This is a genomic window from Micromonospora sp. DT201 (assembly GCF_049841575.1).
In the GTDB taxonomy this organism is placed as follows: domain Bacteria; phylum Actinomycetota; class Actinomycetes; order Mycobacteriales; family Micromonosporaceae; genus Micromonospora.
Genome location: NZ_JBNCKP010000002.1, coordinates 33,751 through 46,787 on the forward strand (window position 1 = coordinate 33,751; position 13,037 = coordinate 46,787).

Below are 13,037 nucleotides of genomic sequence, written 5' to 3' on the forward strand. Positions count from 1 at the left end.
TGCGGGTTATGCAAACGCGTTGCGGGCCCTGCATAGCAGCTACCGGCGGGCGGTGGCGATGGGCGGTGATGGATGCACCAATCACCAGCGGGGCCGGCAGGCAGCGGCTCGGGGAAGAGGTCGTCATGTTGTTCACAGATCCGGTACGGGTAGTCGTGCCGAGCGCGTTGGCGCGTCGGTTGGCGCAGGTGTGCACATTGAAGATGGAGGGCCACCGGTGGGCTGCGGCGAACGTGGTCGCGGCTCGTGAGGTGCTCGAGGCTCCGGATGCCAGGGCGGTGCTCGACGCGCTCCGGCGGCGGCTTGCCCGGGCCGTACCGACCGCGCCGGGCTGGGCGGTGGTCGCGCTGCCGGAGCGCCTCGGTGACGAGGATGTGAAACGGGCAGCCGCCGGGCTGCTCGCCACGCTGGGCCGGCCCTTCTTCTCCATCGACCAGGGCGGTGGGCTGTGGATCGGCGGCGAGTCGTCGCCGGAGCATGATCAGGCGTCGTTCGGCGGTTTCGGGGCGCAGGCGCTGCACATCGACGCGCCGAATGTGCACCACGTGCCGGACTACACCAGTCTGCTGGTGCTGCGCCCGGATCCAGCCGGCGGCGGCGTCTCGCTGATCGGTGATCTGCAGGAGGCGCTGGCGCATCTGACCGACGCGGAGCAGGCCCTGCTGCGCCGGACCGAGGTCTTCGAGGGCCGGGCGGATGGCCTGCTCGGGGTGGGTGCCCCGTTGCTGCCGTTCCCGGTAGTAGCTGCCGGAGCGGGTGGTGGCTGGCCGTGGATCCGGTGGGCCGGCAAGTTGCTCGACGACCCCCGCAACCACGAGCACCTGCCGGTGCTGCGTCGCTTCGCGCAGGCTCTGAGCGTCGAGACCCGGGCGGTCGTGCTGGGCCGCGGGCAGTTGCTCATCGCCGACCAGCGGCGCATCGCTCACGGTCGTACCGCCCTGGGCCATCCCCGGTCGGCGGTCACGAGCGTCCGTCGGTGCCTCCTGCAGGCCAAGGTCGCGTTCGAGGCGACGGCGATCGCGCAGCTCGTCGCTGCCGAGGCCGGTGTCGGCGATGCCTGAGACCTACGACGTGGCGGTGGTCGGCGTCGGAGTGGTCGCGCTCGCTGTCGCGCAGGAACTGCTGGCCCGAGGGTTGACGGTGGCGGTCATCGGCCCGTACGGCGGGGAACACGCGGGGCAGGCGACTCGGGCCGCCGGGGCGATGCTGTCGACGTTCTCGGAGATCGAGCCGGGTCACCCGGCCGAGCGGGTCGCGGTGGAGACCGGTGAAAGGCTCGCCGCTCACCAGGCGTACCCGCTCTGGTTGAGCCGCCTCGCCGCCAGTGGTGAACCGGCGGTGTCCACGGTGGCGGGCACTTGGGTACTGGCGCCGGCCGGGCGGCTGGCGCAGTTGGCACCGATCGCGGCTGCGGCGCGGGCGGCGGGGCACCCGGCGGAGGAGCATGACGCCGGGCAGATTCCGGGTCTCCGTACCCCAGTCGACACGGCGGGCGCGTTGTGGCTGCCGACCGAGGCCCGCATCGACAGCGGCGCCCTGATGCAGGCCCTGTCCCGGGTCGTCCGCCGGCACCCGCGGGCAGCCTGGCACGACACCACCGCGACCGCCGTCACGACCGGCATCGCGCGGTGTGCCGATGGCACGCGGGTCGAAGCCGGCGACGTCGTGCTGGCGGCCGGCGCTGCGACGGCGTCGCTGCTGGAGCAGGCCGGACGCCGGGTCGGGGTGCCGCCCATCCTGGCCGGCCGCGGCGCGAGCGTGCTCCTGCACGCCCCCGCGATCAGCGTGCCGCACGTGGTCCGGACCCCGAACGCGGCGTTCGCGTGCGGCGCGCACCTGGTCCCCCGCGCGGACGGCACCGTGTATCTGGGGGCGACGAACCGGCTGACCACCAGCGCCGATTTCACCCGCCCGGTCACGCTCGACGAACTGGCCGTGTTGGCCGCTGATGCGAGCACCCTGCTCGACCACCGCCTCGCCGGGGCGCAGCTGTGCAGCCACCGGGTCGGATTGCGCCCATACACGGTGGACCACCTGCCGCTGCTGGGCCGGACCCGAGACCCGGGCCTCCTGGTGGCGACCGCAACCTACCGGTGCGGGGTCCTGCTCGCACCGCGCATCGCTGCCCTGATTGCTGACGAGATCACCGCACCCGGCGCGCTCGACGACCACCCGTACCGGGTCCTGCGCCCGATGCCGACCCCAACCGCTGGCGACGCGTTGGACGCCGGCGCCGCGCAGGCACTGATCGAGCACCTGCTGCAGGGCGGCGCGAGCCTGCCGGCGGCTGCGGCCGAACAGTTCGCCGGTTTCGTCGAACTCGCCTTACGGGTGCTGCTCGACGACGCCTGCGCGCAGGGAGCGGCGCTGCGTCGTCTGTGGCATTCCGCCCCGGTCGTCGAAGTCGTCCCTGCCCTGTTCGCCTTGCCTCGACGGATGAAAGGCACTCCCGATGCTGACCGCTGACACCGCCACGCTGCGGACGGCTCTCCTGGCCGCAGTCACCGCCGTTCGGCCCCAGCCCGGGTGCATCGCGGGCGACCGGTCGTTCGCTGATCTCGGCTTGGATTCCCTGGACCGCCTCGTGCTGGTCCACACCGTGGAGCAAGCCACCGGCGTCACCGTCCCCGACCATGTCCTGGCCGGTGCCCGGCACGTCGACGACCTGCTGTCCTACCTCGACACCGTGGGTCCGGCCGCTGATGAGGACCCCGCAGGGCCGGGAGCCGCTGAGACGGAGCTGGGTGTTGTCGACGACGGTGCCGTCGTCGGCGCGGGCAGCCGGCTCTGGCATCAGGCGCAGGTCGCCGCCGGCGCGAGCATCGGCGCGGACTGCACCCTGGGCAAAGGCGCCTACGTCGGCGCCGGCAGCCAGCTCGGTGACCGCGTCAAACTCGGCAACTATGCGTGCGTGTTCGGGGCGAACATCGCCGATGACGCGATGATCAGCCCTCACGCCGCGCTGTTGGAAGACCCCGCGCCGCGGGCCACCACGCCGGACGGGCGCCGCAAGGAGCACACCGACTTCGACCAGTGCCCGGTCACCGTGGGCCGGCGGGCCACCATCGGCGCGGGCGCCATGATCGCGCCGGGGGTCACGGTCGGGCATGACGCTTTGGTCGCGATCGGCGCGGTCGTCGTGCGCGACGTCCTGCCCTACGCCCTGGTCGCGGGCAACCCGGCCCGCCAATGCGGCTGGGTGTGTACCTGCGGGCGCACCCTCGCCGACACGTTGCGGTGCCCGCGCTGCTCGCGCGGATACGTCCGCCACGGCGACGAGCTGCACCTGCTCGGCGACCCCGCGGACGCCTGCGATGGGTGAGGGCCTGCCCGGTCACCCGTTCGGGGTACGCGGGGTGGCAGGGGTGCGCCGGCCCCCATGGTTGGCTAGCGTCGCCCGGCATGAGTCGAGTCCCGCTACCTCCTGCCGAGTACTACGCGAGCCTGCCGAGAAGTATCACCGGTGCCGGTGCCGTCCTGCACGACGAGCACGGCCGGATCCTGCTCGTGCGGCCCAGCTACCGCACCGACACCTGGGAAATTCCCGGCGGAGGGCTGGAGCACGGCGAATACCCCTGGCAGGCAGCCTGCCGGGAGATCAAGGAAGAACTCGGCCTGGACCTGACACCCGGCCGGCTCCTGGTCCTCGACTGGGTTCCCCCGCAACCCGACGGCAGGCCCGCGCTGGCGAACTTCCTGTTCGACGGTGGCCGCATCACCCAAGACCAGGCCGAGCAGCGGGTGAGCCTGCAGACCGACGAGCTCCGCGAATGGCGCTTGGCCGGGCCGCAGCAGTGGGACGAGCTCATGGCTCCGCACATGGCCCGCCGGCTACGCGCCTGCGCTGACGCGCTACGCACCCAGAGCACCGCTTACCTGCACCACGGGTGGGATCCCGCCAAACCCGCACACTGACCGCCCGGCCTTTCCTGCCCGGGCGGCGCCCGGCAGGAAAGGACACCCCCATGATCGACGTGATCCCGGTGGCCAGCCCCCACCTCGACGAGGACGACATCACCGCAGCCGTCCGGGTACTGCGCTCCGGAGCACTGGTCCAAGGCCGCGAAGTCGCCGCGTTCGAGGACGAGTTCTCCGACCTCGTCGATGGCCGGCACTGCATCGCCGTCAACTCCGGCACCACCGCCCTGTGGCTGCCCCTGCTCGGCCTGGGCATCGGCCCCGGCGACGAGGTCATCATCCCGGCGTTCACCTTCGCCGCCACCGCCGCGGCGGTCCGCCTCACCGGTGCGACACCCGTCTTCGCCGACATCGACCCGGTCTCGTTCTGCCTTGACCCCACCGCGGCCGCCGACGCCGTCACCAGCCGCACCGCGGCGATCATCCCGGTGCACCTGTTCGGCCACCCCGCCGACCTCGGCGCCCTGCTTACGCTGGCCAGACGGCACGGAATCGCGCTGATCGAGGACGCCGCCCAAGCCCACGCCGCGACCCTGCACGCACGCCCCGTCGGCACATTCGGCACCGCCGCGGCGTTTAGCTTCTACCCCACCAAGAACATGCAGTCTGTCGAAGGCGGAATGATCACCACCGCCGATCCGGGCCTGGCCCGCACGCTGCGGCTACTACGCAACGTCGGCATGGAAACCCGCTACTGCCACGAGATCGTCGGCACAAACGGGCGCCTCAACGACGTCTTCGCCGCGATCGGCCGCACCCAACTGCGCAAGCTCCCCGCTCGGACCACGGCCCGCCGGGCCCACGCCGCGCACCTCGACGCCGCACTGGCCGGTGTCGCCGGCATATCCCCGCCGACCACTGGCATCGGCGCCGGGCACGTGTACCACCAGTACACGATCCGCGTTGACGACGACCGCGACGCCTTCGCCCAGGCCCTGCACGAGGACCGGGTCGGCTGCTCCGTGCACTACCCGGTCCCGCTGCACCGCAGCCCGGCCTACCGCACCGCCGTTCACCTGCCCCACACCGATACCGCCGCCGCCCAGGTGCTGTCGCTGCCCGTGCATCCCGGGCTCGCCCGCGGCGACCTTGACCGGATCGTCACCGCCGTGCTCCGGCACGCCCGCCGAGAGCAGCTGGCGGCATGAGCGGCCGAGGGCTACGCGCCGGCCTCGTCGGTCTCGGGCACATGGGCAGGCACCACGCCCGAGCATTGCGCGCGCTCAACGGCGTCGACCTGGTCGCCGCCGTCGACCCGGCCGGTGACCCCCACCGCATCGCCGACGGCATCGCCCTGTTCACCGACCTCGACGACATGCTGCGCCACGGCATCGACTACGCCGTCCTGGCAGCACCCACCTCACGGCACACCGAACTCGGTCTGCGTCTCGCCGCCGCCGGCGTTCCGACGCTCATCGAGAAGCCTCTGGCTCCCGACCCGGAATCGGCCCGCCGCCTGGTCGACGCCTACCGAACGGCCGGCTTGCCGGCCGCGGTCGGATACACCGAGCGGTTCAACCCGGCGATCACCGGACTCCGCGCCCGACTGCAGAACGGACTACTCTGCGACGTCTTCGACATCAGCACCCGCCGCACCGGCATTTACCCCGCCCGGATCGCCGACGTCGGCGTCATCCACGACCTGGCCACCCACGACATCGACCTGACCGCCGACCTGACCCGTCAGCGATACACCTCGATCACCGCCCGCACCGCGCACCGCAGCGGCCGGCCCCACGAGGACCTACTCGCCGCGATCGCCCAGCTCGCCGACGGCACCATTGCCCAGCACCGCGTCAACTGGCTGACCCCAGCACCCGAACGCATCATCACCGTGACCGGGGAACATGGCAGCCTCATCGCTGACACCATCGCCGCATCACTGACATGGTGCAGCAACGGCGCCTCCACGCCCGCGGCTGACCATCCGGCCTACCGGGGCGTAGCTCCCGGCGACATCATCCGTTTCGCGCTGCAGCCGGCGGACCCACTGCTTGCCGAACACCGCGCATTCCAGGCAGCGCTGCTGGGTCAAGGCAACGAAGGTGCCTGCCTGGAGGCCGGACTGCACGCCGTCCTCGTCGCCCACACAGCGGCAGCCTCAGCACGCACCGCACACACCATGCCCATCGAACTGGCGTAGACCGACAGGGGTTCCGGGACGCCGTAGCCGGGTCGCTGACGACGTCACCACCTCAAGGACGAATCAGTAGGTGGGCGGGTACCCACCGTCAAGGTCTAAGCGCCGGGGGGACCGCACCATGACGGAGTTGCTACAGGCCCGCCCACTGCAGCGTGCAGGCGTACTGGCAGTCACCCCGTCCGGCCTTGCCGAGATGTCCTCGACCCGACCAGCGCTCGCGCTCTGACCTAGACCGCGGCTAGGCCCCCGAACCCCAATCCCGTTCCGGCAGAACTGTTTCCACTACCAAAACTATCGGCACGAGTCCTCAAAGTTGGCCTCCAGCCACCGAACAAGGCAAGGCCGCTACCTGCGGAAACGAGCGAACCCGCGCTCTTGGCGTCCCATTTTCGCACCCAGGAATCCCAACTAGTGAGACGTGACTGCTCCGCGGTTGCTCGGACGTCGGGGAAGCCTCCCGAGGGGTGCAACCGCCAAAAAAGGGCCTCTGACCTGCGCAAACGTGTGTCACAACCGTGTCCCACATGTGACCCATACGAAAGCAGGGAATATAGCCTATTGGCTATATTCCCTGCTCAAGTGGTGCGCCCGAAGGGACTCGAACCCCTAACCTTCTGATCCGTAGTCAGATGCTCTATCCATTGAGCTACGGGCGCTCGTGCTCAGCCAGTCTACACACCCGGCTTTCGCGCGGAGACTCCGGGATTCGAACCCGGGAGGGGCTTTAAGACCCCAACCGCATTAGCAGTGCGGCGCCATAGACCAGACTAGGCGAAGTCTCCCAGGTGGCCTGTAGACCACCGCGCCCGAGACTACAGGTCGCCACCCACCGGGAGCAAAACGACTTCCGGGGTACGCCCTCCGCGGCCACCCGCCCCCGTGTTTCAACGCTGTGCGGCGGCGTGATCGGGACTACGCTCCATCGATATGCAGGAGCAGCCGCCCAGCGAGTCGACCCGTCGAGAGCCTGCTCAAGGGGCGCGTCGGCGCTCCCCACGGGCCACCTTCACGCCGCCGACCACCGCCGAGCAGCCTGCGGAGACGGCAGCACCGCCGGCCGCCGCTCCGCCGAGCCAGCGTCCTCGACGGGCCAAGGCCGCCCCGGCGGTGCTCTTTCAGCCACCGGAGCCGGACCGCCCCCTGCCCCGGCAGCCGAGCCGCCCGCCGACCGACCCGACCGGCGAGCAACCAAGCCAGCCGAGCGGCGAGCGGTCAAGCCAGCCGACCAGCGAGCGGCCCAGCCGTCCGAGCAGCGACAAGCCAGACCCGCCGGCCGGCGACCAGCCAGACTCACCGGCCGCCACCAGGAGCGGCAGCAGCCAGCCAGGCCCGACGGCAGTCGAGCCGCCGAAGGCCCGGGCCACCCCCGTTCGCAAGGCCGCCGCCCGGAAGGCAGCCGCCGCGTCGGGCGATGTGACCCCGAGCACACCGGCCGCAGCGACCGCGCCATCCCCGCGCAAGCGCACCTCGAGCCCCACCAAACGGACGACGCCCGCTCGAAAGAGCACGACGCCGAGAGAGCCCGCACCCGAACCCGTGGCACTGGCAACCCCCGCCACGACGCAGACCGCGCCGGCTCTGGGGCGTACCCCGGAATCGGAGCTGCGGGCGGTCACCGCGCGCGTGCTCGACCACCCGGGCTTCGCTCCGGAGCTGTTGGCTCTGGCTGCGGTGCGGGCACTCGGGCCCGGCGCGGCCGAGTGGGCCGAGCGCCTGCGGGCCCGCTACCCGGATGCGTCGGCGGACGGCCTGGCCCGGTTGGTCACCCAGCGGTTCGTCCGCTCGGCGGGCGCGGGCGGGGCGACCGCGGCGCTGGCCGGCCTCTTCGCACCGCTGGCCGAGTTGGCCTCGGTGCTGTGGACGCATGCGAATCTGGTGCTGCATCTGGCTGCGGCGTACGGCAAGGATCCGGCGCATCCCGACCGGGCCGTCGAGCTGCTGGTGCTCACCCAGGTGCATCCGGATTCGGCGAGCGCGCGGGCGGCCCTGGCTGCCGCAGAGACGGCGGGTGATCCGGTCGAGGGGGCCTGGCCGCGGGCGGCAGAGGCAGCCTGGCGGTTGGCCGCGCCGCTCACCGCGCAGGCCAGCGGCTGGGTTGCGTTGCGCCTGGTGGCCCGGCTGCTACCGGGTGCGGCGGTGCTCGCGGCGGCGCTGGGTGACGCGGCGGCGGCCGATCGGCTTGCGGCCCGAGCGGTGGCCGCCTACCGACCCCACCGGCGCTGACCGGTCAGAGCCAGTCGAACCATTCCCGGGGCAGCAGGGCGTAGCCGACGAAGGCGACCACGTCGAGCAGGGTGTGCGCGATGATCAGCGGCAGCACCCGCTTGGTGCGCAGGTAGAAGAGGCTGAACACGACGCCCATCACCGCGTTGCCGACGAACGCGCCGAAGCCCTGGTAGAGGTGGTACGAGCCGCGGAGCAGGGCGCTGGCCGCGATGATCGCGGCGGGCCGCCACTGGAGCTGGCGCAGCCGGGTGACCAGGTAGCCGACCACGATCACCTCCTCCAGCACGGCGTTCTGCACGGCGGCGAGGATCAGCACCGGGACCGCCCACCAGATGTCCGGCAGCGCGGCCGGCACGAGCGTGGCGTTGAGGCCGAGCTGAGCCGCCACCCAGACCAGGGCCAGTCCGGGCAGGCCGATCAGCGCGGCCAGGCCGGCACCGCGCGCCAGGTCCTGGCCGGGCCGCCGGGCGTCCAGGCCGAGGGTCCGCGCAGGGTCGCCGGGGTCGCGGGTGAGCAGGTGTACGGCGAGCAGCACCGGCAGCAGCGCGAAGACGATGCCGAGCAGTTGGTACGTCAGGTCCAGCCAGGGTCGGGCCGACGCCGAGGTGTTCAGGGAGGCGGTCTGCTTGGAGAGCGGGCCCTCGGCGGTCAGCTTCGCGATGATCGAAACCACCGCGTAGACCGCGGACTGGCCGAGGGAGAGGCCCAGGACCAGCAGCGTCTCGGTGCCCAGTAGTCGGCGGGACACCGGGCGGGTCAGCTCAACGGTCACCGCACCACTCTGCCCGACGGGCGGCACCGGTGACACGGCTGACCGGCCAGCATGAGCCGATCGCACATTCTGTGCGACCAACCGACACTCTCCGTGGACATTCTATGGGCGCCCGATCCGCTGCCGACTGGAGGAGGAGCGCCGCATGGACAACCTCGCGCGGTTGCTGAAGGAGAGCTGGACTCTCGTCGAAGACGAGCGGGCCCGACTGGGCAGCCACTTCTACGCCCGGCTGTTCCTGCTCGACCCCACCCTGCGGCAACTCTTCCCGGTGCAGATGACCGGCCAGGGCGACCGCCTCCTGGAAGCGATCATCACGGCGATCCACACCGTCGACGACCCGGAGAGCTTCGACGAGTTCCTCCGGGCGCTGGGCCGCGACCACCGCAAGTACCACGTGGCCGATCAGCACTACGCGACGGTGGGGGTGGCTCTGTTGGACGCGCTGCGCAGCACCGCCGGCGACGGCTGGAACCTGGAGTACGACCAGGCGTGGCGGGAAGCGTACGCGGCGATCGCCGCTCTGATGGTCGCCGGTGCCGCGGACGACGACGACCCACCCTTCTGGCACGCCGAGGTGCTGACCCACCAGCGGTACGGCCCGGACACCGCCGTGCTGACCTGCCGGGCGTTGCAGCATCCGCTGCGTTGGAGCGCTGGGCAGTACGTGAGCCTGGAGGTCCCACGCCACCACCCCCGGGTGTGGCGGAACTACTCGGTGGCGAACGCCCCGAAGGGCGACAACGTGCTGGAGTTCCACGTGCGGTCTCCGGGGGCCGGCTGGGTGTCCGGTGCGCTGGTGCGTCGGGTGCAGCCCGGTGAGTTGCTCCGGCTGGCGGCGCCGATGGGGTCGATGACCCTGGACCGCTCCTCGGAACGGGACATCCTCTGTGTGGCTGGCGGGGTCGGCCTGGCGCCGATCAAGGCGCTGGTGGAGGAGTTGGCCACCTTCAACCGGACCCGGTGGGTGCACGTCTTCTACGGTGCCCGGCATTCGGCGGACCTGTACGGCCTGGCCGGGTTGCAGGAGTTGGTCGCCGTACACCCGTGGTTGTCGGTCACCGCAGCCTGCAGCGAGGACCCGGACTTCGACGGCGAGTTGGGCGACATCCCGGACGTGGTGGCCCGGTACGGCCCGTGGACCACGCACGACTGCTACGTCTCCGGCTCGGCCCGGATGGTCCGGTCCACGCTGCGGGTGCTCGCCGCGGACGAGGTGCAGCCGCCGCACATCCGCTACGACACCTTCGGTGACCTCTAGACGTTCCTCCCCCCACACCGGGGCGCGTGCCCCCGCCCCCTGGGGCACGCGCCCCGGTCCCCCTTTGTCAGTAGCGCCAGGGGTGCCCGGTCTCGCGGTATTCCTCGACCGGCACCAACGGCACGCCAGGTGCCATCCGGTCGACGTAGAGCCGGCCCTCCAGATGGTCGATCTCGTGTGCGACCAGCCGGGCCATGCCGAACTCGAACGAGGTGATGATCCGGCTGCCGTCCCACTGGGCATGCTCCACGTCCAGTCGCAGCGGCCGGGGCACCAGTCCTCGGTGATCGAAGAAGGACAGGCAGCCCTCGTACTGCTCGTCGGTGTCCGGGTCGGCGTCGACCATCCGGGGGTTGAGCAGCACGACCGGCTCGGCCGACCGGTCGGACGGCCGCACCACGGCCGCCGCCCGGCCGATGCCGAGCTGCGGGGCGGCGACACCCACCCCTTTGCTGAATGGGTGCAGCTCGTCGAGCCGGGCCAGGACTGTGGTGAGCCGTTTGACCACCTCCCGAGCGATCTGCTCCTCCCCGGGCAGGTCGAACGGGCGGACGCGCTGGCGGAGCAGGTCTTCGCCGCGTTGCACGATGCCGAGGCCGCGCATCCGGTCGCTGGGCCGGACTCGGACACCGCCGGGGCCGCCGCCGTCCGGCTTGGTTTCCGGGCGGGCGCGGAAGCGCCACTGCATCCGGTAGCGGGCGTTCAGCGGCGGGTCGTCGGTCTGCCAGTCGTAGATTGCCCGGTCACGCTCGTCGTGACGCTGCGGCGCCGTCCGCAGCGGGCCTTCCTCCGTGGAGAGCGAGGTTTCCTCGCCCCAGACCTGCGGGTCGAGCGCCGCAGGCAGGTCCAGGCGTACGGCGAGCTGCCGGGTGGGCAGCCGGACGGCCCGCTGGAACCAGGGACCCCACTTCTCGTGCCCGACGCTGTACGCGTACTCGATGGTTGCCCGATCACCCGGGTAGAGCGGGAAGCGCCGCTCCCCGTTCTCGAAGAGCAGCCAGATCTCCTTGAACGCGTCCCGATCGTGTTTGGCGCGCCAGTGCATCGGCTCCGCGTCACCGGTGCCATCGTCTCGGCGGGCCTGTAATTGCAGCTCGGCGAACGTGAGTTGGTGCTCCCGGTGGTGCCGGTTGGAGCGGCCGGGATCGTTTGGGTAGCGGTCCACGGCGACCCGGACCAGGTAGCGGGTGACCGGCTCGGTGCCGGCGTTGTAAAGCTCGCGGTGGATGACACACCGGTAGCCGTCGTCGGTGTGGGTGAGGGTGGCCAGCTCCCGCTCAACGACGAGGCCGGTGCCGGGCGGCAGCCACTGCCCGGGCAGGTACGGCTCGCGGTGCGGCTGACCCGTCCGGGCGTGCCGCAGGTCGTCGTACTCCCGGAAGCGCTGCCAGATCGCGCCGCTGGCCTCCAGGACGGCCTCGGCGCGGCGGGCGAAGTCCTCGGTGGGGCGGTGCCGACGCCCTTCGACGTGGCTCACGTAGGACGGGTCGAACCCCATCAGGATGGCGAGTTGTTTCTTGGACAGCCCTCGCCCAGTCCGTTGTCGGGCGAGCTCGGCCGCGAAGGAGTCGGCAGCCCGTTCGAGGGGTGAGGTCGTCATCAGCTTCCTCGTGGCCGGGGCTATAAGTTTCACGTTCAGTGCGCGGGCGCACACGCATCTGGCACCTTTTCGACACACGGGTTGACAATTCACCGACGACCATCGATTCTGCGGCACTGTTTCCCACCGCTCACGCCGGGTAGTACGCGGAGCACGGAGCGCTGCTTCGGCCAAAAGCCGGGGTGACCTGCGCCTCCCGATCAGACCAAGGTGAGGCTTCCCTTAGACCAGAAGGGCTGGTTAGGCTAGCCTTAGCTCAGGACGGCACTGGTCGTCCGCCGGGGCCACACTCCTCGGTCACGCGAACGGGGGGCGACTCAGGTGACAGCGGTGCTGCCGAGGCGGGACACCATCGCCACGCCGCTCGCCCCCGTCACCGCGGCGCTACGGGCCATGTTCGGCACCGACGACGTTCCCGGGCTCGCCCGGGGCCTGTTGGTCGACGACGAGTTCGGCTGGGCGCCCGCCACCACCCTGATCGACGGCGCTCGGCTGCCGGAGCTGCTGAACGGCGCTGCCGCCCGCTGGGGCGGCACCCCGCACGCCTGCGCCGCGCTGGCCTGGAAGTCGTACAGCTATTGGACCGCGCTGCCGGTCGTGCTCGGCTGGGCTTCCGCCCGGCGGGTGCCGCTGCTCGATCCGGCCGACGTGCTGATCCACTTCGAGGACCACCGGCAGCTGCTCACCCTCGGCCTGCGCCGTGGCACCACCGTGGCAGTGCTGCCGAGCGACCCACTGGCGCTCGCCGGCCTGCCGGAGGTGCGGGTCGTCGCCGACGAGGCTGAGCTTTTGGCCGCACTGCGTGCCTCACTGCTCGACGCCCACCTGGCGCCGCTCATCACGGCGATCCAGTCGGAGGTCCGGGTGGGCACCCGGACGCTGCTCGGCTCGGTCGCGTCCGGCATCGCGCACGGCATCCTGCGAGCTGCGGACGGTCTGCCCGGCTCGACGGTGCAGAGCATCGACACCCTGCTCGGCGCGCTCGACCTGGCCGACCTGATCGAGCTGGTGCCGGGGCCGACCGGTGAGCCGAGCGTGCAGCGGCGCACCTGCTGCCTCGCCTTCACCCTGCCCCGCCCCAAGGTCTGCCAGGGCTGCTGCGTTCGCTAACTTTGGC

11 protein-coding genes and 2 tRNA genes are annotated in these 13,037 nt (G+C 71.5%); 9 read left to right on the forward strand and 4 right to left on the reverse strand.

Annotated features, from left to right (window positions below):
• The first annotated feature begins 125 nt into the window (after nt 1–125).
• The 6 genes from ACLQ28_RS03840 (at nt 126) to ACLQ28_RS03865 (ending at nt 6,061) form a co-directional block, all read left to right on the forward strand.
• Nucleotides 126–1,061, forward strand: coding sequence for a TauD/TfdA family dioxygenase (locus ACLQ28_RS03840; protein WP_425684813.1), 936 nt, complete (start codon nt 126–128; stop codon nt 1,059–1,061).
• Complete coding sequence (locus ACLQ28_RS03845) at nt 1,054–2,466, forward strand: FAD-dependent oxidoreductase (RefSeq protein ID WP_425684814.1); 1,413 nt, start codon at nt 1,054–1,056, stop codon at nt 2,464–2,466. Before ACLQ28_RS03840 ends, ACLQ28_RS03845 begins: the two co-directional genes overlap by 8 nt.
• Complete coding sequence (locus ACLQ28_RS03850) at nt 2,453–3,322, forward strand: phosphopantetheine-binding protein (RefSeq protein WP_425684815.1); 870 nt, start codon at nt 2,453–2,455, stop codon at nt 3,320–3,322. Before ACLQ28_RS03845 ends, ACLQ28_RS03850 begins: the two co-directional genes overlap by 14 nt.
• 80 nt (nt 3,323–3,402) lie before the next feature.
• Nucleotides 3,403–3,915 (forward strand): NUDIX domain-containing protein, encoded by a 513-nt coding sequence (locus tag ACLQ28_RS03855; RefSeq protein WP_425684816.1) that lies wholly within the window; start codon nt 3,403–3,405, stop codon nt 3,913–3,915.
• Nucleotides 3,916–3,965: 50 nt separating this feature from the next.
• Nucleotides 3,966–5,066, forward strand: a complete 1,101-nt coding sequence (locus ACLQ28_RS03860; protein ID WP_425684817.1) for a DegT/DnrJ/EryC1/StrS family aminotransferase — start codon at nt 3,966–3,968, stop codon at nt 5,064–5,066.
• Nucleotides 5,063–6,061 (forward strand): Gfo/Idh/MocA family protein, encoded by a 999-nt coding sequence (locus ACLQ28_RS03865; RefSeq protein WP_425684818.1) that lies wholly within the window; start codon nt 5,063–5,065, stop codon nt 6,059–6,061. The genes ACLQ28_RS03860 and ACLQ28_RS03865 overlap by 4 nt, the downstream gene beginning before the upstream one ends.
• A gap of 580 nt (nt 6,062–6,641) precedes the next feature.
• Here the strand turns inward: ACLQ28_RS03865 and ACLQ28_RS03870 are convergent.
• Both ACLQ28_RS03870 and ACLQ28_RS03875 read right to left on the reverse strand, forming a co-directional pair.
• Nucleotides 6,642–6,717 (reverse strand) — tRNA-Arg (locus ACLQ28_RS03870).
• Between the two features lie 35 nt (nt 6,718–6,752).
• Nucleotides 6,753–6,843, reverse strand: a tRNA-Ser gene (locus tag ACLQ28_RS03875).
• A 145-nt stretch (nt 6,844–6,988) separates the two neighbouring features.
• Here ACLQ28_RS03875 and ACLQ28_RS03880 point away from each other — a divergent pair.
• Complete coding sequence (locus ACLQ28_RS03880; protein ID WP_425684819.1) at nt 6,989–8,284, forward strand: hypothetical protein; 1,296 nt, start codon at nt 6,989–6,991, stop codon at nt 8,282–8,284.
• A gap of 4 nt (nt 8,285–8,288) precedes the next feature.
• Here ACLQ28_RS03880 and ACLQ28_RS03885 read toward each other — a convergent pair whose 3' ends face one another.
• Nucleotides 8,289–9,059 carry a CPBP family intramembrane glutamic endopeptidase gene (locus ACLQ28_RS03885; RefSeq protein WP_425684820.1) on the reverse strand — a complete coding sequence of 257 codons (771 nt, stop codon included), beginning with the start codon at nt 9,057–9,059 and terminating at the stop codon, nt 8,289–8,291.
• Between the two features lie 145 nt (nt 9,060–9,204).
• Between ACLQ28_RS03885 and ACLQ28_RS03890 the strand changes: the two genes are divergently transcribed.
• Entirely contained in the window at nt 9,205–10,320 is a 1,116-nt protein-coding gene (locus ACLQ28_RS03890; RefSeq protein WP_425684821.1) for a globin domain-containing protein, read from the forward strand.
• A gap of 67 nt (nt 10,321–10,387) precedes the next feature.
• Here ACLQ28_RS03890 and ACLQ28_RS03895 read toward each other — a convergent pair whose 3' ends face one another.
• Complete coding sequence (locus tag ACLQ28_RS03895; RefSeq protein WP_425684822.1) at nt 10,388–11,920, reverse strand: peptide deformylase; 1,533 nt, start codon at nt 11,918–11,920, stop codon at nt 10,388–10,390.
• A 393-nt stretch (nt 11,921–12,313) separates the two neighbouring features.
• On the opposite strand from ACLQ28_RS03895, the gene ACLQ28_RS03900 reads away from it, so the two are divergent.
• Nucleotides 12,314–13,030: a hypothetical protein gene (locus tag ACLQ28_RS03900; protein WP_425685323.1), complete on the forward strand. Its 717-nt coding sequence runs from the start codon at nt 12,314–12,316 to the stop codon at nt 13,028–13,030.
• The last annotated feature ends 7 nt before the right edge of the window (nt 13,031–13,037 follow it).